This is a genomic window from Pseudomonas sp. KH_017 (genome assembly GCF_057840285.1).
Genome location: NZ_CM174509.1, coordinates 5,425,202 through 5,447,019, shown reverse-complemented (window position 1 = coordinate 5,447,019; position 21,818 = coordinate 5,425,202). Strand labels below are relative to the sequence as shown.

Genomic DNA, 21,818 nt, shown 5'->3' with positions numbered 1-21,818 from the left:
AAAAGCACGATCAATCAAGCACAAATTGGCGCAGTTATTTTTGTCCCGGGACACTAGAATAGGTCCAACTTTTTCAGAGTCAGAGCGCTTATGCCGGATTCGGTTGACGCCAAAGAGCTGTCAGAATTACCACTAGAAAATCTGATTGCCTGCCATGAGTGCGACTTGCTCATGCGTAAACCCGAACTCGCCCATGGCGAAAAAGCCCTGTGCCCGCGCTGTGGCTACGAGCTTTATGCCAATCGGTACAACGTCGTACAGCGCAGTCTCGCCTTGGTCATCGCCGCCTTGTTGTTGTTTATTCCGGCGAATTTTTTACCCATCATGCAGCTCAATCTACTCGGGCAATCTTCGCAAGACACTGTCTGGAGCGGTGTTGTCGCTCTTTTTGACACAGGCATGCAAAGTGTTTCAGTGGTGGTGTTCCTGTGCAGCATAGGAATTCCGTTACTCAAGCTGCTGTGCCAACTGGCCGTATTGTTGAGTATCCGTTTTGATGTCGGACGCAGCTACGGCTTGTTGCTCTATCGCATTTATCACCATATACGCGAATGGGGGATGCTCGAGGTTTACTTCATGGGCGTACTGGTGGCGATCGTAAAACTGGCAGATATGGCAACCATCACCGTAGGCGTTGGCTTGGTGTGCTTCATTGGTTTGTTGCTGATCCAAGTCTGGCTGGAGGTCGTAATGTCGCCTCACCAGATCTGGCAAGCGTTATCAGGAGAGGATGCCCATGCGGGCGATTGATGCAGGCATTCTGATTTGCAAGGAATGTCATGAATTGAACAGGCAGGAAGCTGATACCGATGAGCAAGTCTGTACACGCTGCGGAGCGCTGGTGCATGCCCGTAGCCCGAATAGCCTGGTGCGCACCTGGGCATTGCTGATTACCGCCGCCATTCTTTACATACCGGCCAATTTGTTGCCAATCATGACCGTGAACTCCCTGGGCAAAGGTGCGCCCAGCACGATCATGGCGGGTGTCATCGAGTTGGTGCACTACGGCATGTTTCCCATTGCGGCCGTGGTGTTTATCGCCAGTATCCTGGTGCCCACCTTCAAGCTGGCGGGCATTGGTTTGTTACTGTTTTCCGTGCAGCGTCGTCAGCCCCTTTCGGCTCGCCAGCGTATCTGGATGTACCGTTTCATTGAATTCATCGGCCGCTGGTCGATGCTCGATATCTTTGTGATCGCCATCCTCGTGGCGGTCGTGAATTTTGGGCGACTTGCCAGCATCGAAGCCAATCCTGGCGCCATCGCTTTCGCCACTGTGGTGATTCTGACGATGCTTGCCGCGGTAACTTTTGATCCCCGACTGATTTGGGATAACACGGAGTCGGACGACGACCATGACTGATTTGCCTGTAGCGAAAACCCGACCGGCTTCGAACTGGTCTGCCATTTGGGTGTTGCCCCTGATCGCCTTGATCATCGGCGGCTGGCTCGGCTGGCGTGCCTATAACGAGACCGGTATCCAGATTCAGGTGCGTTTTGAGAGCGGCGAGGGCATTCAGGCCAACAAGACCGAAGTTGTCTATAAAGGCATGTCGGTCGGCAAGGTCAAAAGCCTCAAGCTCGATGACGAAGGCAGTTCCAAAGGCGTGATCGCCAGCATCGAAATGAACAAGGACGTAGAGCCATACCTGCGAACCAGCACGCGCTTCTGGCTGGTCAAGCCGAGCGTGACGCTGGCAGGGATTACCGGTCTTGAGACGCTGGTTTCAGGTAACTATGTCGCCATCAGCCCGGGGGAAGGCGAGCCCGTGCGCAAGTTCAAGGCCCTGGCCGAGGAACCGCCGCTCTCCGATGCCCAACCCGGTCTGCACTTGACCATCAAGGCTGATCGCCTGGGCTCGCTGAACCGTGGCAGTCCGGTGTTCTACAAACAGATCAAAGTGGGCCAGATCAAAAGCTATGTGTTGTCCGAGGACCAGAACACTGTCGAACTCAAGGTCTTCATTGAGCCGACTTACGCCAAACTGGTGCGCAAACACACACGTTTCTGGAACGCCAGCGGCATCAGCATCGACGCCAATCTGTCGGGTGTGAAAGTTCGCAGTGAATCCCTGGCCAGCATCGTCGCCGGTGGTATTGCGTTCGCTACACCTGAAAACCGCAAGGACAGCCCGCCTACCGACCCAAGCCTGCCGTTCAGACTCTATGAAGACTTCGATGCAGCGGCGGCCGGTATCCGGGTCAAGGTCAAGCTCAGCGACTTCGAAGGCTTGCAGGCCGGTCGCACGCCGGTGATGTACAAAGGCATTCAAGTCGGCAATCTCAAGGCGTTGAAGGTCGATCCTGACCTGTCCGGGGCCACCGCCGAATTGACGATGGACCCATTGGCCGAGGATTACCTGGTCGAAGGCACCCAATTCTGGGTGGTCAAACCGTCGATTTCGCTGGCGGGGATTACCGGTCTCGAGGCGTTGGTCAAAGGCAACTACATCGCTGTGCGGCCTGGCGACAAGGGTTCGGCGCCACAGCGGGAGTTTGCGGCACGGGCCAAGGCACCGCCGCTGGATCTGCGTGCACCTGGCCTGCATTTGGTGTTGTTCACGGAAAATCTCGGCTCGCTGGAAGTCGGCAGCCCGGTTCTCTACAAGCAGGTTAAAGTCGGCTCCGTACAGAGCTATCAGTTCTCACGCACCAAGAAACAACTGATCATTGGTGTGCACATCGAGAAGGAATACGAAGGCCTGGTCAATGCCTCGACGCGCTTCTGGAACGCCAGTGGCATCACTCTCACGGGCGGGCTGACCGGCGGGGTCCAGGTTAAAAGCGAGTCGTTGCAGAGCTTGATGGCCGGCGGCATTGCCTTCGAGACCCCGCAGGACAAAGCCCCGCTGCAGAAGCGTATTCCACGTTTCCGTCTGTTCGCGAACCATGAAGACGCCACGCAGAAAGGCGAAGTCATCACGCTCAGGCTCGATCGCGCTGACGGCCTGCGTACCGGCACGCCGATTCGTTTCAAGGGGCTGGATGTCGGCAAGGTGGAGGATGTTGATCTCAGCGAGGACCTGCAATCGGTGTTGCTGACCGCGCGGATTACCGAAGTGCCGGAGCGCATCGCCCGAGTCGGCAGTCAGTTCTGGGTGGTCAAGCCTGAGCTGGGCCTGATCAAGACGTCCAACCTCGAAACCCTGGTGACCGGGCAATACATCGAGGTGCAACCGGCACCGAAGAACCTGGGGCCACAGAAGAACTTTGTCGCTTTGGCCGCCGCGCCGGAAACTGCCAAGCAGGAAGCGGGATTGAGTCTGGTGCTGAGCGCGGCTCGTCGTGGTTCGCTGAAGGCCGGCGTGCCAGTGACGTATCGCGAAATCACCGTGGGCAAGGTGACGGGTTATGAGCTGGGCGAGACCGCTGATCGCGTCCTGATCCATATCCTGATCGAACCGAAGTACGCGCCATTGGTACGCAGCGGTACACGGTTCTGGAACACCAGCGGTTTCGACTTCGATGTCGGTCTGTTCAAAGGTGCAACAGTGCGCACAGAATCCCTGGAGACGATGATTCAGGGCGGTGTGGCCTTTGCCACGCCGGATGGCGAGCGCATGGGAAGCCCGGCGCGACCGGAGCAGACGTTCGCGCTGTTCGACAAGTTTGAAGAGGAATGGCTGGGTTGGGCGCCGAAGATTTCTCTGGGTAAATAGTCTGAGGGTTATGTGGTGTCAGTGATGACGCCTTCGCGGGCAAGCCCGCTCCCACAGGGTTATCGGTTGGTCACAGACTCTGTGTTCGCCACAACTTCTGTGGGAGCGGGCTTGCCCGCGAAGAGGCCCTGAAGTTCACTGCAAAGCTAAATGACACACCTATGAAAAAGGCCGCGATCCATTGGACCGCGGCCTTTTTCATTGCCTTCTATTCAAGCCTCAGACCGCATCCAGCTCCGGTTCATCCGCTTCTTCGTTGACCGTCGTCTTCACCTGATCGTGACGACGGATGTACTTCCAGTCCGCCTCATCGATGTAGATGCCGGCCGGGCCGCTGCCGCCCTCCAGGTCGATGGCGACACTGGCGCAGACCTGCGGCTTCACGCTCGCCAGGATCGGCACGAAGCCCAGCTGCAGGCTGGTTTCCAGCAAGGCGGCCTGGTTTTTCTCATCGATGTCCGCCGCCTCGTCGAGGTAGTACGGCAGACGCACGCGACCGGCCTGGTCACGGTCCATCAAGTGCAGCAACAAGTACATGTTGGTCAGCGCCTTGATGGTCATGGTGGTGCCGTTGGAAGCGGCGCCGTCGATGTCGGTATGGATCACCGGTTGGCCGTTGACCTTGGTGATCTCGAACGCCAGTTCGAACAAGTCCTTGAGGCCGAGCTGGTTGTGGTTGGCCGCCACCAGCCGCGCCAGGTATTCCTTGGCCTCTTCGTTCTTGTTGTCCTGCTCGGCGCTTTGGCTCAGGTCGAAGACCGACAGGGTTTCGCCTTCTTCGTACTGACCGGCGCTGTGGATGATCTGGTCGATGTGCTTGAGCGCTTCCTTGTTCGGGGCGAGCACGATGCGGAAGCTTTGCAGGTTGGAGACCTGACGTTTGTTGATCTCGCGGTTGAACAGTGCCAGTTGGTGTTCGAGGCTGTCGTAGTCGCTGCGGATGTTGCGCAGGGTCCGGGCGATGTCCGTCACGGCGGCACGGCGAGCCTTGCCCAGGGTCAGGGCTTCGTCGGTACGGTGCGCATAGGCGTTGATCAGCAGTTGCAGGCGACGCTCCATATCGTCTTCGCTGTCGAATTTGGCCACGCCCTTGAGGCGCACCTGAGCGTACAGCGCTTCGATCTGGCCGTCGGCCCGCAGCAGGCCTTGCCAGCTGTCCTGGTAGTCATTGAGCAGCGGCAGCAGGTTGTCCATGGAATCGTCGATCGGGTCCATGAACGGTGTGCCGAACGGCAGGTCCGCCGGCAACAACTGGCGACGGCGCAGGGCGTCGTCGAGGGTGCGTTGCTTGGCTTCCATGTCGCCGATCTGCCGGCCGACCAGTTGCAGCTTGGCCGACAGTTGCTGGACGCGCTCGGTGAAGGCGTCGCTGGAGCGCTTCAGCTCGTCCTGCGCCGCTTCTATTTGCGCCAACTGCTCAAGCTTGTCGCCTTCCTCGGCGCTCAGGGTTTGCGCGCGACGGAAGTCTTCCAGGGCTTTCTGCGCATCCAGCACTTGCTGGTACAGCGCTTCGGTCTGGGTCTTGCTCGCGGCGCGGTCGGCGGCCACGGCCTGCTGGGTCTTCAGTTGCTTGAGTTCTTTGTCCAGGCGTTCCTTCTGGTCGCGCAATGCAGCGCGGTCAGCCAGGGCCTGCAATGCCGGCGGCTCGATGTGCGAGATGTCGATGGACAGGCCCGGCACTTCGAAGCGTTCGCCTTTGAAACCGTCGAGGATCAGTTCCACGGATTTCACCCAGTCGCCGTTCTCGTCGAGGGTGATGCCATGCTCACCCAGCGGCAGGCTGAACAGTGCGCTGTTGAACAGGCGCATCAGGCGTTCGACGTCTTGTTGCGAGAACTCTTCGCGCAGGCGGGCGTAGCTGTTGTTGTCGGCGTGATCGAGTTGCTGTTTAACCGACTTCAGGCGTTTTTCCAGGTCGCGCAGACGTTCGTCGAGGTCTTCGGCGCTGAACTGGCGGGACTGCGCCAGCGCACCGGCCAGTTCGTCGTGGGCGTCCTTGGCGGCCAGCAGTTGCTGCTCCAGCACCTTGACGTCATCGACCAGGGCAAAGCGATGCTTGAGCACCGACAGTTCGCCGAGCCAGCGCTGGATACCGGTGATTTCCCGCTCCAGACGCATCAGTTCCTGGGTGCCGCCGCGCTGGTCGTTTTGCAGGGCATCCTGCTCGTTGCGGTAGTGTTCGGCCTGAATGGTCAGCTCTTCCTTGCGCGCACTGGCGTAGTCCGACCAGGTACCCAGCAGCGAATCGAGCAGGGGCGAGATCCGGTGCAGTTTGCCGCGCAGGATGTCGCGTTGCTTCACGCCGTTGGCCAGGGCTTCGACCAGCGGGCCGGCGGCGACCAGCGAGTTGTAGTCCTGCTCCATGCGTCGTACATCACGGAACGCTTCTTCGCACGCAGCGATGTAGTCGACGCTGCCGGAACGCAGGCTGTGCTCGAAGGCATCGAGGAACAGCTGCTTGAGCTTGGCCGCGGTGATTTCGCGCATGTGCAGCAGGTTGATGAACAGTGCGCGGAAGGTCTTCAGGCTCTGCTCGCTGGTGGAGCGTAGCGGAATCAGGGTCAGGTCCAGCGGAATCGAGGTGTGGCCACCGACCAGCAAACGGCGCAGTTCATCCGGCTTGAGTTCGTAGGCTTTCAGGCCTTCGCGCTCAAGGTTGGTGAACAGTTCTTTCTGGCGCAGGCAGGTGTCGTTTTTCTGATAGTGGGCCAGGTCCAGTTTGCCGGCATAGGCAAAGAACTGGTGACCGAAACCGCCGCCCGGGCCGCGACCGACCACACCGATCACGTGGGGGCCGTGGGGCAGGTTCACTTCGACCAGGATGTAACTGGTGTCCGAGGCGAAGTAGAAGCGCCGGGACTGCTCCAGGCTGTACTTGCCGAAGCTCATGTCCGACATGCGCGCCAGGATCGGGAACTGCAGGGCATTGATCGAGGCGGATTTACCGAGGTTGTTCGCACCGTACACCGACAGCGGCTCTTCCAGCGGGAACAGACCGAGGCTGTAGCCGGCGGTGTTCAAAAGGGCAAAGCGGCGGATGCCGTAACGTTCCTTGCTCATGCGTCGAGCTCCTGTTCTTCGGCGATGGCGCGGGCCAGGGCGTCTTCTTCGCTTTCGTCTGCAAATTCCGCGAGGTCGAGCGGGTCGTCGGTCTGCAGCAGTTTTTCGTCACTGTCTTCGTCGATCAGCACCGGCACCGGCAATGGCAGGACGCTGTGCAGGCTGGCGGCCAGGTCGCGGTCCTGCTGCACCGACAGGCACACATCGAGGAAGCGGTGCATCGGCGGCAGGAAACGGTAGATGCCGTTTTCTTCGCTGGCGAAACCGAGCTGGGTCATGCGCCGCATGATCTTTTCTTCGAGCTCGTCCTGGGTCTGCACTTCGGCCTGGATGAACAGGTCGCGGTACTTTTCCAGCAGCGACGGCAGTTCGTCGCGGCCGAGGCTGCCGCCGTCAAGCACGGAGATCGGGTCGCGGCCCTGGTCGGCCAGGTGCTCGACGAGGATGAAGGTGAACAGCGCCAGACGCTGCGCGGTCTTGTTCACCGCGGCGGCAGCGAGGTCCGGCACAAAGTAGTAGAAACCGCGGGTGTCGCAGACCAGTTCAAAGCCCAGGGCCTTGAACAGCGTGCGGTACTGGTCCTGAAAGTTCGACAACTGTGCGTACAGCTCCGGATCGCGGCGGCTGACGTGGTAACCCTTGAACAGCTCGCGAAAAATCGGTGCCAGATGGGACAGTTCGGATAGATCAAGTTGCATAGGAAGTACTTGCATGGAGGGTGCTCGCAGAATTCTCGGTGCCGTCGCTGACCGAGAGCAGGGCGAAGGAGCGCAGGCTGACCTGATGCTCGTGTGTGTAGTAGTCGCGACGTTCCAGACGCTCGCGCGTGAAGCGTTTTTCCCGCGACAGACGCGAGAACCAGTACAGCAATTCGTCTGTGGCGCCGTCCGGTTCCTGCTCCAGTAGCCAAGTCATCAGGTCCGGCATCGGCAGGGCGTCTTCGCAGCGTTCGAGCATTTCCCGAACGGTGCGTGGCGCCCGTGGCGCTTCGCCTTTCTGGGTCTTGTGAGCCTTGGGGAAGCGCGCCGGTTTCGGCTCGAAGCGGGCCAACGCATAAACGTAGGCTTCGACCTGACTGGCACTGCCGAGGAAGGTGCTTTGCGGGCGAGTGAACATCGGCATCGCCGCTTGCGGCACGGCGTCGATGCCTTTGCGGCGGATCATCGACAGGGCCAATGCGGCGCCACGGGTCACGGCGTTGTGCCGGCGCGCTTCTTCACGCAGCGGCAGCAGCAGCTCGCGGGCGTGACGCAGGGTCAGCTGGGCGCTGGTCTGCATTTCGAGGATGCGCGCGTGGGTGCGCAGCAGCATGTCGTCGTCGACCAGGTGGCCGAGGCGCTGCTGTTCGCTGAGCATCTTCAGCAGCACGGTTTCGACCTTGCGCACGCCTTGTTCGAAGGCACCGTCGGCGTTCACCAGATCAATCATCGGCTCGACGTATTCGTCCCAGGTCGCCAGCACTTCAGCGTAACGCTGGCGCAATGGAATCTGCCGATCACTGGTTTTCGCCCGTTCGGCGACGGCTACCAGCGCCTGTTCGTCGTTATCGAGTTTTTTCAGTACATCGCGAACCCGCATGTCGAGCAGGCGCAATTGGCGCGCCAGGTCGTTGCCATCGCGGATATCGAACGCGTCCTGGATATAACCGGCCAGACGCTCGAGGTGGCGCAGGTAGGCTTCGATTTCCAAACACAGGCCAAGGCGGTGTTCGCGGCGCAGGTAGGCGAGGAAGTCGTGAATCTGCGCATTGAGCTCGAAACGGTTCGGGCTTTTAGCCACGGGAACCAGGATGTCGAGGCGAATCCACACGTCCAGCAGGCTGGTGATGTCCTGCGGCGTACTGTCGAGTTGCTGGGCGGCCAGTTGCATGCGCAGTTCGTTCAGGCTCAGTGTGCCTTGGTCGAAGTGCTCGCACAGTGGCTCCAGAAGTGCCCAGTGTTCAGCGAGGGCGCGCAAGACGCGCTTGGGTTCGATCATCGTAATGGCCGGCTGGTTGGCGATTAAAAGCCGCGATTGTACTGCATCGGGGGCAATGCGATTCAATCTCGGGACGGGCTGTCGCCTTCTTTTCGGTAAAGTGCATCGATCAACTGCGGGCGATCTTGAGCGAACGGCGGTAGAATCAGCGCACTTTAGTTATCCACAAGTGGCCGACCTTTGCTTATCGAGTCCCGTCGCCGCGCTTATCTGGCCGCCATGCAGGTGGTCAACTGGCTGCCGCGCACCGAATTGCCCTTTGCCGCGCCGTCGCGGCCCGAGCTGCTGGAGATCCCCGAGCCGGTTGTGGTCGCGCCTGTCGTGCCAGCAGTTGTGGCTCCGACGCCCGTGGCTCCTGTGGTCAAGCCGGCCGAGCGGGCGAAGATCGAGGTGCCGCGACCATCGCTGGCCAGCACCCGCACCGGGGCCAAACCGGTGGAGGAGGCCGAAGAGGCCCCGGTCGTGGTCAAGGCGCCGATCGTGCCGCCGCCGCGTTTTGCCCTGCAATTGCTGCGGGCCGGGCGTTGCCTGCTGCTGGTGGAGTTACCCACAGGCGAATCCTTCCAGACGCGCGATCCTGCCTACCTGCTGCTCAAGGACATGCTGCGTGCCGCCGGTCTGCCGGACAGCCCGCAGATCGTCGGCGAGCCGGTGCGTTGGCCGCTGCTGGTGCGTGGCACGATGGATCAGGGCCCGGAAGCGGCCCGCGACTTCGTGCAAGGTTTTCTCTCGGTGCGCATGGAAGAAACGCCCTGCGCCTGCTTGTGGCTGATCGGCCTGCCCGCGGTGCGATTTGCCGGCGAAGCGGATGCCGAGGCGTTCAATTGCGAGTTGCAGATCGAAGGCCTGGGCTCGGCCTGGGCGGTGCCGGGCCTGGAATTATTAATGGAAGAGCCACAGCGTAAGGCTGATGTCTGGCAAGCCATGCGTCGGCTGATGGCGCGCTGGAAAGAATCGAATGAGTGACGCTGTATCGTTTCGCCCGATGACCGAGGCGGACCTGGAAACTGTACTGAAAATCGAATACGCGGCCTACAGCCACCCCTGGACCCGCGGGATTTTCCTCGATGGCCTGGGCAAGTATCAGATCTGGCTGATGTTCGAAGGTCAGCAACAGGTCGGCCACGGTGTGGTGCAGATCATCCTCGACGAGGCGCACCTGCTGAACATCACGGTCAAGCCGGAAAACCAGGGCCGTGGCCTGGGGCTGACATTGCTTGAGCACCTGATGTCTATTGCCTACAAGGCCGACGCCCGGGAGTGCTTCCTGGAAGTGCGCGACAGCAATACCGCGGCGTTCAAGCTGTATGAGCGTTATGGTTTCAACGAGATCGGCCGGCGTCGGGATTACTACCCGGCGGTGGGCGGGCGCGAAGATGCGGTGGTCATGGCCTGCACTTTGGTGGATTGAGCCTCAAAAGCTTCGTCGGATCGCCGCCCGGAGCAAGTTCTCTCCCACAGAGATTTGTGTCGTACATAAAACCTGTGGGAGCGAGCTTGCTCGCGATGAGGGCCTGACAGACACCGAAGATCAGCGCTTGCCGTCCATCGGATCGCGCCGCGCCATTTCAGCCTCATCCAGGCCATTGCCACCGCCAATATCGTCCTCATCGACGATGCTCAGGTCCCAATCCGCGCGCTTATCATCGCCCGCCTCATGGGCATCCCGGGCGCCGTCTTCACGGATCAGGGTTTCCGGGCTCAGGTCGTCGTCGGTAGGCTGATGGTCACCGGTCAGACCCGCTTCACGCCCGCGCTGGCGCGGCATCCGTTGCTCGCGCTCCTTTTCCGGCGGTTCGTCACCAATTCTGGCGCCGGGCTCTTCTTCATCGAAATCCAGCTCACGCACCGAGCCCATGCGGTCTTCGTTGTCATCGACGGGTTCCGGTTGCACCGCATCGTACGGACGTCGTGAATCATTCATGGCAATTCCTCATACTGTAGGCCTTACTACGGTTGACCCTCGTGGCTACCGAGAATTCCACCGGCATGGAGCCCCGTGTTCCGGATCAGGAGAGCATCTGCATTTCGCGCGTGACCCCGACGGACGGTTGTCAGTCAAAGCTGCGCATCATTCTTGAGGCTTCAAAGCATGAACGAATTACAAGATCTGATTGATAACAACGAGCGTTGGGCCGCTGCGATCAAGGAGGAAGATCCTGACTTCTTCGCCAAGCTGGCTCGCCAACAGACCCCTGAGTTCCTGTGGATCGGATGTTCAGACGCCCGGGTGCCGGCCAACGAGATCGTCGGCATGCTGCCAGGTGATCTGTTCGTACACCGTAATGTGGCCAACGTCGTGCTGCACACCGACCTCAACTGCCTGTCGGTGATTCAGTACGCGGTCGATGTACTCAAGGTCAAACACATTCTCGTCACCGGCCATTATGGCTGCGGCGGTGTGCGTGCTTCGATGCAGGATCGCCAGTTCGGCCTGATCGACGGCTGGCTGCGTTCGATTCGCGATCTCTATTATGAAAAACGCGAAGAACTGGCCAAATACGCCACTGAAGAGGAGCGCGTCGACCGCCTCTGCGAACTCAACGTGATCCAACAGGTGGCCAACGTCGGTCACACCAGCATTGTGCAAAACGCCTGGCACCGTGGGCAGAGCCTGTCGGTCCACGGCTGCATCTACGGCATCAAGGATGGCCGCTGGAAGAGCCTGAACGCGACCATCAGCGGTTTCGAGCAACTGCCGCCGCAGTACCGCCTGCGTCCGTTCGAACCCCTGTAAAGCCCTTCAGCACGGACTTTGCCGACGCCACTGTTGCAAAAACAGCTGGCCGTCGGCGTTCGGCTCTTCATCGTAGCCGGTAATCCAGCCACGGCACTCGTATGAGCCACACTGGCAGGCGAACTGGCGTTGCAGTTTGTCTTCGGTGGCGGCGAAGTCCATGGTCAGCCAGTCCCCCTTGCTGATGTCCTTCAGCGCCCATAACCACAATTCACTCAAGTCGAGAAAGACATTGGGGTCGCAGGAGTGTCGCAACAGTCCGCAGAAGCGCGGGTCGTAGACGTGCACACCCGGGGCGAGCTGGCGGGTATGCCGGCAGCGGTAGGGCAGCAAGTGCCCCGACGCCCGGCAGATACGAGTGATTCGCGGGAATTCGCGCCGCGCGGCAATAGCCGTGGCCTCGCCCTTGGCGTTTTCAATGATTTCGAAGTCGGCCAGGGAAGGGAATCCCAGGCGAACGGGCAGCTCCGAAAAGGGGTAAACACCTTGTGGCGGTTGTGGGTGTTTTCGTTGAGGGGCGTGAGCTTTCATAACGATCCCTGTCTGCTGGGTGCTGCGACTTCCTTGCACCGACGGTCCTGTCAGCACAGCAGCACATGGGTTCAGCCCAAGCCTCTCGCAGATACTACGGGCGGTCTACTGTCATAAGTGACAGATTGGCAGCCGTTCATCGGGTTACAACGGCGGAGCAGGTTTTGCCGTGGCTGGCGCTGGGGCCTTGAGTTGTTTGAGCTGGGACACGATCGAAGCTGTCGCGCATTTACCCGCGGCCTGTTGGGGCGACAGGTGGCGGATCGAGGTGTAGAACAGCTCGCAGGTTTTTTCTTTGCGGGCCACTTGCCAGGTTTGCCTGCAGGTATTGAGCTCAACGTCTGGATTGCTGTCCGGTTGACGGCCCATGGCGGCCTGCCAGCACGCAGCACTCAAATCCTGGCCCATGACTTTCAGGCCTGCCGCATCGGCCTTGGCCTGGGCGTCACTGCCGGTGTAGCTTGCCGGATCGGCGGCATACCAAATGTAGCTCGGGTGGTTTGAGCCCAATACGGGGACATTCACGCCGTTGTCCGGGTTGATCTGGGTCAGGCCCAACACGTTCACCGTCGGCCCGTATTGCTCTTTGATCCAGTTACGCACCGGTGTGCCGAAGGCGACCATCGGCAGTGCTGCGCCGCTGGCATTCAGGCTGACTTCCTTGACCATGGTGGTCTGGTAATCCTTGAAGTAGCCGTAGACGCCTTCGAGGTCCTTGCCCGCGTTGGAAGGCGCGGCAATCGGGGCGATGTCGATGATGGTCTGGTAGCCCGGCGTCTGCTCGGCCGGGATGCCGTTGGCGGTCAGCAGCGTGGCCCAGCGATCCGTGGTGGCGGACCTCAGGTAATCCTGGGCCTGGGTCAGCGAATAATCTGGCGGGAAGTGCAGCAGTTCGACGCTTTTGCGATTTTCCAGGGCCATGCCCAGCGGCAGGAACAGATACCAGCTGTACGCCCACTTGCCATCGGCATTCAGTTTGCTGGCGCCGTTATAGGCCAGGTCACCGGCGTCGAGCAGCGCGGCCAAGGGCTTTTCATAGCCGTTGGGTACGCCGCTGATTTCGGCATATAGTTGATTGTTATCGGTCTTGATCAGAACCTTCGCCCCACTGTAGCCATCACGCTGCACACTTTGGGTCAGGTAATGCTCGACGGTTTGCTCAAGCGTCCAGTTGCGAAAGCAGATCACGTTACAGTTGTTGGGATAGGCGAAGAGACGGGTAACGCGTTCGGTAGTGCCCAGCTTCAGGTTGACATCGGCGTGGGCGGTGGTGCTCAGGGTGAGGGCTGCGAGGGTAAGTGCCGCGAGTTTGAACATGCTCAGATCCTTTTCAGCGTATTAAGACCAGCAGTTACTGAAGCAGACGGGGCGGAAGAAAAAGGGCCGATATCAATACCGGCCCTTTTTTATGGTTACGGCATGACCGGCGGTAAATACGCCAGCGTCGTCCCCAGAGCCCATAACAACACTAGCACCAACGGCGTGTGTACCAGTAACTGCACGAACGAGAAACCGATCAGGTCCCGCGCCTTCAACCCCAGCACGCCCAGCAACGGCAGCATGTAGAACGGGTTGATCAGGTTCGGTAAGGCTTCGGAGGCGTTGTAGATCTGTACGGCCCAGCCCAGGTGATAGTTCAGGTCGTTGGCCACCTGCATCACGTACGGCGCTTCGATGATCCACTTGCCGCCGCCGGATGGAATGAAGAAGCCGAGGATCGCCGAGTACACGCCCATCAGCAGGGCATAGGTGTCGTGGGAGGCAATGCTGACGAAAAAGGTCGAGATGTGGTGCGCCAGGGACTGTGCATCGGCGCCCTTGACCGTGGTCATCAGCGCAGCGATCGAGCCATACAGCGGGAACTGGATCAACACACCGGTGGTGGTCGGTACCGCACGGGACACGGCGTCCAGAAAACTGCGCGGACGCCAGTGCAGCAGGGCACCCAGCATGATGAACAGGAAGTTGTAGGTGTTCAGCCCGGAAATCGCACTGATGGCCGGTTTGGTCGAGAACTCGTGAAACAGCCATCCGGCTGCCAGCAACACCAGCAGAATCGTCAGCAGCGGGCTGTGTTCCAGCCATTCGCCGGGGCGGGTGCGTGGTTGCAGCGGTGGCAGGTTGAAACTCGGATCGACGCCGCACGCCTTGGCGTCACGCGCCGAGTTCGGGCCAGGCGCGGTGGCGTAGGCGATGATCAGCGAGATCACGATCAACGCCAGCAACATGGCACCGGATTGCCAGAGGAAAATCGTCTGCGTGAATGGAATCACTCCGGTGATCGACAGAATCGACGGCGGCAGGCTCGCCGGGTTGGCCTGCAATTGTGCTGCGGACGACGACAGGCCCAGGGCCCACACCGCGCCAAGCCCCAGATAGGCGGCAGCACCAGCGGCACGGTAATCCATTTTCAGATCGGTGCGGCGGGCCAGGGCGCGCACCAGCAATCCGCCGAACACCAGGGACAGGCCCCAGTTCAGCAACGAGGCGACCATCGAGATCAGCGCGACCCAGGCCACGGCGGAGCGGCCGTTTTTCGGGAGCATTGCCAGTCGGTCGATCAGCTTGACCGCTGGTGGCGAACTGGCGACTACATAACCGCCGATCACCACGAAGGCCATCTGCATGGTGAAGGGGATCAGGCTCCAGAAACCATCGCCGAACGCCATCGCGGCATCGGTGGGCTTGGCGCCCATCACCATGGTGGCCACGGCCACGATAATCACCGCCAGGGCAGCAAACACCCAGGAGTCGGGAAACCAGCGTTCGGCAAAACTTGAGCAGCGCAGGGCAAAGCGGGCGGAGCGGCTATCTTCGATATCAGCGGCCACGGGGGTACCTCGATTTTTTATGTTTGTTTTGGTCTTCGGGGCAGTAACCGCCCGTCTGGACAGGCGCCAACATTAATTCAAGCCGAGGATTTTTGCGGGGCTGTTTCGTGGCTATGGGACTTTGGTCTAACGGGTTGTCCGCCGATGCGTTTGCGTAGACCATGGGCGCCTTGGTTTTTGCCTGTGCCAGAGTTCTTTTCATGACTGCCATCACCGATTCGCCCCCGACGCCGTTCAACCGCTCGGACTACAAGACCCTCGGGCTCGCCGCGCTCGGCGGGGCGCTGGAAATCTACGACTTCATCATCTTCGTGTTTTTCGCCCTGACCCTCAGTCAGCTGTTCTTCCCGCCTGAAATGCCCGAGTGGCTACGCCTGCTGCAAAGTTTCGGGATCTTCGTCACCGGTTACCTGGCGCGACCGTTGGGCGGCATCCTGATGGCGCACTTCGCTGACCGTCTGGGGCGCAAGAAAGTCTTCAGCCTGAGCATCCTGATGATGGCGCTGCCCTGCCTGCTGATCGGGATCATGCCGACCTACGCGCAAATCGGCTATTTCGCACCCTTGTTGCTGTTGGCCCTGCGCATCCTCCAAGGCGCGGCGGTGGGCGGCGAGGTGCCCAGTGCCTGGGTATTCGTCGCCGAGCACGCGCCCATCGCCCATCGCGGCTATGCCTTGGGTTTCTTGCAGGCGGGGCTGACCTTCGGTTATTTGATCGGCGCATTGACCGCAACCTTCCTGGCGCAGGCATTCACACCAACGGAAATCCTCGATTACGCCTGGCGCTACCCCTTCCTGCTGGGTGGCGTGTTTGGTGTGATTGGCGTCTGGCTGCGTCGCTGGCTCAGCGAAACCCCGGTGTTCATGGCCATGCAGGCGCAGCGCGAGGCGGCCGGCGAACTGCCGCTGCGCACGGTCTTGCGCGAGCATCGGCTGGCCATTTTGCCGGCGATGATTCTCACCTGTGTGCTGACCTCGGCGGTGGTGGTGTTCGTGGTCATCACCCCGACCATGATGCAGAAAACCTTTGGCATGACCGCCAGCCATACCTTCGGCTTGAGCGCACTGGGCATCGTGTTCTTGAACATCGGCTGCGTGTTCGCCGGGCTGCTGGTCGACCGCATCGGCGCCTGGCGCACGGTGATGCTCTATAGCCTGCTGCTGCCGCTGGGCATCGGCGTGCTGTATGCCTGCCTGATCATGGGCGGCGACTGGATCGGCCTGGCCTACGCCGTGGCAGGGCTGTCCTGCGGGGTGGTCGGCGCGGTGCCATCGGTGATGGTCAGCCTGTTCCCGGCGCGGATTCGCGTCTCGGGCATTTCGTTCACCTACAACATTGCCTACGCCGCGTGGGCGAGTGTCACACCGCTGTTGTTGATCGGCCTGATGCCGTGGAGTCCATGGATCTGCGTGATGTTCAGTGCGGTGATGGGCGCGGTGGGCGTGGGCAGTGCGGCGTACTTCGGTGCGCGGATGCCGAGAATTGCAGGCTGTTCTGCGGCTGGCGCGCATTGATTGTGCGCGTCGTAACTATTTTTACAGGGCAAGCCTGAAACACGCTTAAGTAAATGTTTCCAAGGCCGATGGTTAGGCTGCATATCGCTTTCTACCCCTGTCCATCGGTGCTTTCCCATGTTCAATAAACGCTTGAAGCAGGAGCTGTCGGCTCTTCGTGAAGAACTCTCCAGCCTTCAGCAAGTGAAGGAAAGCCTGGAAAGCGAGATGCTGGTACTGACCCTCGAAAGCGATGGGCGGGTTCAGTCGGTCAATCAGAACTTCCTTGGCGAAATGCATTACAAGAGTGGCGACCTGATTGGCCGACACATCGACGACTTGGTCCCGGACCACGTGAAATCCGATGAATTCCAGTTGCGTTTCAAGAACGCGCTGACCCGTGGCGAGCACTTCGCCGGCGCGGTGCGCCTGTTGCGCGGTACGGGCCAGGAAGCGTGGTTGCGTTCGATCCTGCAGCCGGTGCGCTCGGCGGATGGGCGGATCAGGCATTATTCGATCTTCTCAAGCGACCTGACCCGCACCATCGAGGCCTCCCGCGAACACGAGAACCTGATCGGCGCACTGGTGCGCTCCACGGCGGTGATCGAATTCGACCTCAATGGCAATGTGCTCGCCGCCAACGACCGTTTCCTCAGCGGCATGGGTTACAGCCTGGCGCAGATCAAAGGCAAACATCACCGCATGTTCTGCGAGCCGGCGGATTACAACAGTGCCGAGTACCAGAACTTCTGGCGTCGCCTGAACGCGGGCGAATTCGTGGCCAACCGTTTCAAACGGGTCGACAGCCATGGTCGTACGGTCTGGTTGGAGGCGTCCTACAACCCGGTGGTCGATGCCAACAATAATCTCTACAAGGTGGTGAAGTTCGCCACGGTGATTACCGACCAGGTCAATCAGGAACAAGCCGTCGCCGAGGCCGCCAACATCGCCTACAGCACCTCGCAGCAAACCGACCAAAGCGCCCAGCGCGGTAACGCCGTGGTGACCCAGGCCGTGGACGTGATGCGCGACCTGGCCAGGCATATGCAAACCGCCGGCGATGGCATTGAAGCCCTGAACGAGCAGTCGCTGGTGATCGGTACCATTGTCAAAACCATCAGCGGCATTGCCGAACAGACCAACCTGCTGGCGCTCAACGCGGCCATCGAAGCGGCGCGAGCGGGCGAGCAGGGGCGGGGGTTCGCCGTGGTGGCGGATGAGGTTCGGCAACTGGCTTCGCGCACCAGCCAGGCCACCGACGAAATTGTCCTCGTGGTGCGGCAGAACCAGGACATGGCGCGTAACGCTGTGGCGCTGATGACCGACGGCAAGCTTCAGGCCGAGCAGGGACTGGCGCTGGCGGCGGAAGCGGGTACGGTGATTGTCGAGATCCAGGACGGCGCGCAGAAAGTGGTCAATGCGGTGGGGCAGTTTGCCAATCAACTCACTAACTGACCTGCGATCAGCTCTTGGTGGGAGCGGGCTTGCTCCGGGCGGCGTTCCGACGAAAGCGGTGTGTCATTCAACGCAACTGTGACTGAACTGACGCCTTCGCGAGCAAGCCCGCTCCCACAGGGTTACGTGGGCGCTACAATCGGCTCTTTTCCCCAGGAGCAGACTTCCATGAGCGTTTCTCACCGCCGTCCGGTTCCCTTGTCCAAGGCCTATCGTCTGCTCAATCATGGCCCGACCGTGCTGGTCAGCGCAGCCCACGGTGGCCGGCGCAACATCATGGCGGCAGCCTGGGCCATGCCGCTGGATTTCGAACCACCGAAAATTGCCGTGGTGCTGGACAAGTCCACCTGGACTCGCCAGTTGCTGGAAGCCTCGGGCACCTTTGTGCTGAACGTTCCCTGCGCCGCCCAGGCCGACATTGTGCAAACCGTCGGTTCGACCTCCGGCCTGGAATTGACCCAAGGCCAGGGGCGCGACAAGTTTGAGACCTACGACTTGCAGACGTTCACCGGCCAGTCGGTTGATGCGCCGATGCTCGAAGGCTGTGTGGCCTGGCTGGAATGTCGCCTGTTGCCGGAGCCGAACAACCACCAGCAGTACGATCTGTTCCTCGCCGAAGTGATTGCCGCCCAGGCAGACGAGCGTGTGTTCAGCGAAGGGCGTTGGCACTTCGAAGGGCAAGATGCCTTGCGCACCTTGCACCATGTGGCGGGCGGACACTTCCTGACCATTGGTGAGCCGGTGGATGGCAAGATCTTGCAGGCTTGAGCCGGTCAGCGCTCAAATCCACACATCATTCTCGGCTGTACGTTCGCCACCTTCACTGCCGGTATTGAACACGCCCTTGGGTTCGATCAGCAGGAGTTTTACTTCCAGCTCGGCACAGGGTTTGTGCTCGACGCCTTTGGGCACCACATACATTTCTCCGGCGTTTACCAGCACGTGGCCATCGCGAAAATCGATGCGCAGCCGGCCTTCGAGCACGATGAAGGTTTCGTCGGTATCGAGGTGGTCGTGCCAGATAAAGTCCCCCAGCAGCTTCACCACCTTGAACTGGTAGTCGTTCATTTCGGCGATGACCCGGGGCGACCAGTGCGAATCGATCCGGCTGATTTTTTCAGCGAAGTTCAGGCTTTCGTAAGCGTTCATGAAACAGCTCTCGCGGTGGTTGATGAACCCACAATAGCCAGCGACTCAACGCGCTTCTTGTACGATTGTGCTTGGCTCAACGGCGCTGCATGTTCATCCAGCGGGCCGGTGACAGGCCGTAGGTTTTGCTGAATTGCCGCGTCATGTGGCTCTGGTCGGTGAAGCCTGCGATCAGCGCGGCACTGACCAGGCTCTGACCCTGGATCAGCAGCGCACGGACCATATCCAGGCGGCGCATGGTCAGGTAGCGGTAGGGGCTAGTGCCGAATAACAGGCGAAAATCCCGGGACAGGCTCCAGCGATCCCGACCACTGTGCTGCGCCAGTTCATCCAGGGTCACGGTGCGATCCAGGGCGCCGTGGATGTATTCCCGCGCACGCTGCGCGGCCACGTAATCGAAACCCGAGCGTTTGCCCGGCGCACCGGAAACCGTGCTCATGGCTTGTGCCAGATCGAACAGCGCGTCCTGTTCTTCCAGTGGATCGAGCGGGCAATCCAGGCTGCGCAGCAACGCGCCCGTGGCGGCGAACAGGCGGGGATCGTTCGACAGCCCGGTCTTGATGAACGGCAGCGCTTGCCCGCCGAGCATCTGCTGGATCAGCGCCGGTTCGATGTACATCATCCGGTACTGGAAACCGGACTCGGTCCCGGCCTCGCCATCGTGGGCTTCGTCCGGGTGCAGCACGATCGTTGCGCCCGGCAGGCTGTGACGCCAGCCGCCGCGATACTGAAAGCTCTGCACCCCGGCCAGGGTGTGGCCGATGGCATAGGTGTCGTGGCGGTGAAGGTCGTAGCCATGGCCGGCAAAAAACGCCTCGAAACGCTGCAGCCCGCCGACATCGGGCGCGCGAAGGAACCAGTCATTGCGAGGCGGACGCTTGGCCATGGTGATGATCGTCTTGAGCTTGATGCGCAACACGGTAACCCAGCCAACGGTTCCCTGTCTTCTGATCGGAAGGCGGCTTGTCCGCTAGAAAACCAAGGGCAAATACTGCACTGTGGGGCGCATTCGCTACAGGTTGTTTTTTATTTGTCAGGATGAGGCCAGGTCATGAGCAAGTTGCGCGTGGGGATCATTTTCGGAGGCCGTTCGGCCGAGCATGAGGTGTCGTTGCAGTCGGCGAAAAACATCGTCGATGCGCTGGATCGTTCACGCTTCGAGCCGGTGCTGATCGGCATCGACAAACAAGGCCACTGGCACCTCAACGACCCTTCCAACTTTTTGCTGAACCAGGAAAACCCGGCGCTGATCGCCCTCAATCAGTCCAATCGCGAACTGGCTGTGGTGCCGGGCAAAGCCAGTCAGCAACTGGTGGAAACCTCCAGCCAGGAAATGCTCGGTCACGTCGATGTGATCTTCCCGATTGTCCACGGCACCCTCGGAGAAGACGGTTGCCTGCAAGGCTTGCTGCGCATGGCCGATCTGCCGTTTGTCGGCTCCGATGTGCTCGGCTCGGCCGTGTGCATGGACAAGGACATCAGCAAGCGCCTGCTGCGCGATGCCGGCCTGGCCGTGACGCCGTTCGTGACATTGACCCGCGCCACGGCGGCGCGCACCGGGTTTGCCGAGGTGCGGGGCAAGTTGGGTTTGCCACTGTTCGTCAAGCCGGCGAATCAGGGATCATCCGTGGGCGTGAGCAAGGTCACCGACGACGCTGAGTACAGCGCAGCGGTGGAGCTGGCCTTGAGTTTCGATACCAAGGTGCTGATCGAATCTGCCGTCAGCGGCCGCGAGATTGAATGCGCGGTGCTCGGCAATGAAGACGCCATCGCCAGTGGCTGCGGCGAGATCGTGGTGCGCAGCGGGTTCTATTCCTACGACAGCAAGTACATCGACGACACGGCTGCTGAAGTGGTGGTGCCGGCCAATATCAGCGTCGACGCCAGCGAGCGCATTCGCGCCCTGGCCGTCGAAGCGTTCCAGGTACTGGGCTGCTCCGGCCTGGCCCGTGTCGATGTGTTCCTGACCGACAGCGGCGAAGTGCTGATCAACGAAATCAACTCGCTGCCCGGCTTCACCCGCATCAGCATGTACCCGAAACTGTGGCAGGCCACCGGCATGACCTACAGCGAACTGGTGACGCGACTGATCGAGCTGGCGCTGGAAAAGCACCATGTTCGGCAGGGGTTGAAGATCAGTCGATAAGCGGAGTTCTGCATCGTCCGTACTATCGGTGGGTAGGATTGCAACAGCCGATCCTGATCAAGCGTGCTTGACCGGTTTGATCAGGCTCTGGGCGGGTATCCCGAACAGTTCGTGCAGTTTCCAGATCATCGGAAGCGTCAACGCTCGCTTGCCATTGAGTACTTCATAAACACGATTTGTGCGGCCGATGGCGGGTGCAAGATCGGCGGCGGACAACCCGGACTGCTCCATTCTGAACTTGATCGCATCGATAGGATTGGGTAAGTCGACCGGGAAGTGCTTCGACTCATACGATTCGATCAGCGTAATCATGATGTCAAAGTAATCTCCCTCGGGAGTGCCAATTTCTGGTTCATTCTCAAACAGTGCAGAGACGCTCTTGAGAGCGGCGCGGTAATCCTCTTCGGTGTGTATCGGATGAATGTTCATGGGTTACTCCATTTCGACGTTATCAGCGTCGACCGTGTCGTACTGCTTGTGAGTGCCGACAAATTTTATGTACACGGCGCCAAAGCGATAAGCCACGGCGACTATCAGCCTGAAGTCGTTACCCTTGATGTTGAACACGACTCTGCGACTCTTGAGAATACTGGCTGTAGCGAAGTGCAGCTTTATGTCGGCAGGCGTTTTCCAGGCTGCATTTCTTACCTCGTCAATCCAGGCCAACAAGGGTTGTTCTGCGCTCGGGTATCTCTCCCAAAATTGCTTCAGCTGATTGATGGCGATGATTCTCATGGCATGATTCTAGTCCCATTGTGGGACTGGTGCAAGTCTGTGGAGGCG

General features: G+C 60.2%; 21 protein-coding genes and 1 pseudogene. 11 read left to right on the top strand and 11 right to left on the bottom strand.

All coding sequences use genetic code 11. The features are described 5' to 3' along the window. Positions 1–90: 90 nt before the first annotated feature. Genes AC3IT6_RS24770 through AC3IT6_RS24760 form a run of 3 tightly spaced genes read left to right on the top strand, consistent with a single transcriptional unit; the run spans position 91 to position 3,656 of the window. Positions 91–750, top strand: coding sequence for a paraquat-inducible protein A (locus AC3IT6_RS24770; protein ID WP_489353426.1), 660 nt, complete (start codon positions 91–93; stop codon positions 748–750). Then, the gene (locus AC3IT6_RS24765; RefSeq protein ID WP_489353424.1) at positions 737–1,360 is read left to right on the top strand and encodes a paraquat-inducible protein A; all 624 of its coding nucleotides are present in this window, start codon (positions 737–739) and stop codon (positions 1,358–1,360) included. Before AC3IT6_RS24770 ends, AC3IT6_RS24765 begins: the two co-directional genes overlap by 14 nt. Next, positions 1,353–3,656, top strand: a complete 2,304-nt coding sequence (locus AC3IT6_RS24760; RefSeq protein ID WP_223442620.1) for a PqiB family protein — start codon at positions 1,353–1,355, stop codon at positions 3,654–3,656. Before AC3IT6_RS24765 ends, AC3IT6_RS24760 begins: the two co-directional genes overlap by 8 nt. Before the next feature lie 219 nt (positions 3,657–3,875). Here the strand turns inward: AC3IT6_RS24760 and mksF are convergent, their stop codons facing one another. Genes mksF through mksB form a run of 3 tightly spaced genes read right to left on the bottom strand, consistent with a single transcriptional unit; the run spans position 3,876 to position 8,693 of the window. Then, positions 3,876–6,716, bottom strand: a complete 2,841-nt coding sequence (gene mksF / locus AC3IT6_RS24755) for an Mks condensin complex protein MksF (RefSeq protein ID WP_458370465.1) — start codon at positions 6,714–6,716, stop codon at positions 3,876–3,878. Next, positions 6,713–7,414: an Mks condensin complex protein MksE gene (gene mksE, locus AC3IT6_RS24750; protein ID WP_150759032.1), complete on the bottom strand. Its 702-nt coding sequence runs from the start codon at positions 7,412–7,414 to the stop codon at positions 6,713–6,715. Before mksE ends, mksF begins: the two co-directional genes overlap by 4 nt. Beyond that, positions 7,404–8,693: an Mks condensin complex protein MksB gene (gene mksB / locus AC3IT6_RS24745; RefSeq protein WP_489353421.1), complete on the bottom strand. Its 1,290-nt coding sequence runs from the start codon at positions 8,691–8,693 to the stop codon at positions 7,404–7,406. The genes mksE and mksB overlap by 11 nt, the downstream gene beginning before the upstream one ends. A gap of 219 nt (positions 8,694–8,912) precedes the next feature. Between mksB and AC3IT6_RS24740 the strand changes: the two genes are divergently transcribed. Both AC3IT6_RS24740 and rimI read left to right on the top strand, forming a co-directional pair. After that, positions 8,913–9,659 carry an energy transducer TonB gene (locus AC3IT6_RS24740; RefSeq protein WP_489356670.1) on the top strand — a complete coding sequence of 249 codons (747 nt, stop codon included), beginning with the start codon at positions 8,913–8,915 and terminating at the stop codon, positions 9,657–9,659. Beyond that, positions 9,652–10,104: a ribosomal protein S18-alanine N-acetyltransferase gene (rimI, locus tag AC3IT6_RS24735; protein ID WP_007978046.1), complete on the top strand. Its 453-nt coding sequence runs from the start codon at positions 9,652–9,654 to the stop codon at positions 10,102–10,104. The genes AC3IT6_RS24740 and rimI overlap by 8 nt, the downstream gene beginning before the upstream one ends. Positions 10,105–10,224: 120 nt before the next feature. On the opposite strand, the gene AC3IT6_RS24730 is transcribed toward rimI, so the two are convergent. Then, a complete protein-coding gene (locus AC3IT6_RS24730) occupies positions 10,225–10,617 on the bottom strand; it encodes a serine kinase/phosphatase (protein WP_489353419.1) in 393 nt (130 codons plus the stop codon). 168 nt (positions 10,618–10,785) lie between these two features. Here AC3IT6_RS24730 and can point away from each other — a divergent pair, with 168 nt between their 5' ends. Further along, positions 10,786–11,430, top strand: coding sequence for a carbonate dehydratase (can, locus tag AC3IT6_RS24725; protein ID WP_150728035.1), 645 nt, complete (start codon positions 10,786–10,788; stop codon positions 11,428–11,430). A gap of 6 nt (positions 11,431–11,436) precedes the next feature. On the opposite strand, the gene AC3IT6_RS24720 is transcribed toward can, so the two are convergent. The 3 genes from AC3IT6_RS24720 to AC3IT6_RS24710 all read right to left on the bottom strand — a co-directional run bounded on the left by AC3IT6_RS24720 (position 11,437) and on the right by AC3IT6_RS24710 (position 14,792). Further along, the gene (locus AC3IT6_RS24720) at positions 11,437–11,961 is read right to left on the bottom strand and encodes an SET domain-containing protein (protein ID WP_489353417.1); all 525 of its coding nucleotides are present in this window, start codon (positions 11,959–11,961) and stop codon (positions 11,437–11,439) included. A 144-nt stretch (positions 11,962–12,105) separates the two neighbouring features. Then, a complete protein-coding gene (locus AC3IT6_RS24715; RefSeq protein WP_489353415.1) occupies positions 12,106–13,278 on the bottom strand; it encodes a hypothetical protein in 1,173 nt (390 codons plus the stop codon). Between the two features lie 95 nt (positions 13,279–13,373). Then, complete coding sequence (locus tag AC3IT6_RS24710) at positions 13,374–14,792, bottom strand: short-chain fatty acid transporter (RefSeq protein WP_489353413.1); 1,419 nt, start codon at positions 14,790–14,792, stop codon at positions 13,374–13,376. 200 nt (positions 14,793–14,992) lie between these two features. Between AC3IT6_RS24710 and AC3IT6_RS24705 the strand changes: the two genes are divergently transcribed. From AC3IT6_RS24705 to AC3IT6_RS24690, 4 genes and pseudogenes are all read left to right on the top strand, one after another. After that, complete coding sequence (locus AC3IT6_RS24705; protein ID WP_489353411.1) at positions 14,993–16,306, top strand: MFS transporter; 1,314 nt, start codon at positions 14,993–14,995, stop codon at positions 16,304–16,306. A 117-nt stretch (positions 16,307–16,423) separates the two neighbouring features. Continuing rightward, a pseudogene (locus AC3IT6_RS24700) lies at positions 16,424–17,152 on the top strand (PAS domain-containing protein); the annotation flags it as partial. Next, on the top strand, positions 17,132–17,740 hold the full coding sequence (locus AC3IT6_RS24695) for a methyl-accepting chemotaxis protein (RefSeq protein ID WP_489356668.1): 609 nt from the start codon (positions 17,132–17,134) through the stop codon (positions 17,738–17,740). The pseudogene AC3IT6_RS24700 and the gene AC3IT6_RS24695, both read left to right, overlap by 21 nt. A gap of 168 nt (positions 17,741–17,908) precedes the next feature. Continuing rightward, entirely contained in the window at positions 17,909–18,508 is a 600-nt protein-coding gene (locus AC3IT6_RS24690; protein WP_489353409.1) for a flavin reductase family protein, read from the top strand. A 12-nt stretch (positions 18,509–18,520) separates the two neighbouring features. On the opposite strand, the gene AC3IT6_RS24685 is transcribed toward AC3IT6_RS24690, so the two are convergent. Then, positions 18,521–18,889, bottom strand: a complete 369-nt coding sequence (locus tag AC3IT6_RS24685; protein WP_489353407.1) for a cupin domain-containing protein — start codon at positions 18,887–18,889, stop codon at positions 18,521–18,523. A 76-nt stretch (positions 18,890–18,965) separates the two neighbouring features. Next, complete coding sequence (locus tag AC3IT6_RS24680) at positions 18,966–19,775, bottom strand: AraC family transcriptional regulator (RefSeq protein ID WP_489356665.1); 810 nt, start codon at positions 19,773–19,775, stop codon at positions 18,966–18,968. 165 nt (positions 19,776–19,940) lie between these two features. On the opposite strand from AC3IT6_RS24680, the gene ddlA reads away from it, so the two are divergent. Next, positions 19,941–21,035, top strand: coding sequence for a D-alanine--D-alanine ligase (gene ddlA, locus AC3IT6_RS24675; protein WP_489353405.1), 1,095 nt, complete (start codon positions 19,941–19,943; stop codon positions 21,033–21,035). Positions 21,036–21,092: 57 nt separating this feature from the next. Here ddlA and AC3IT6_RS24670 read toward each other — a convergent pair whose 3' ends face one another. Both AC3IT6_RS24670 and AC3IT6_RS24665 read right to left on the bottom strand, forming a co-directional pair. Beyond that, positions 21,093–21,464: a helix-turn-helix domain-containing protein gene (locus AC3IT6_RS24670; protein WP_095945264.1), complete on the bottom strand. Its 372-nt coding sequence runs from the start codon at positions 21,462–21,464 to the stop codon at positions 21,093–21,095. Between the two features lie 3 nt (positions 21,465–21,467). After that, positions 21,468–21,770, bottom strand: a complete 303-nt coding sequence (locus tag AC3IT6_RS24665; RefSeq protein WP_090457679.1) for a type II toxin-antitoxin system HigB family toxin — start codon at positions 21,768–21,770, stop codon at positions 21,468–21,470. Positions 21,771–21,818: the final 48 nt, after the last annotated feature.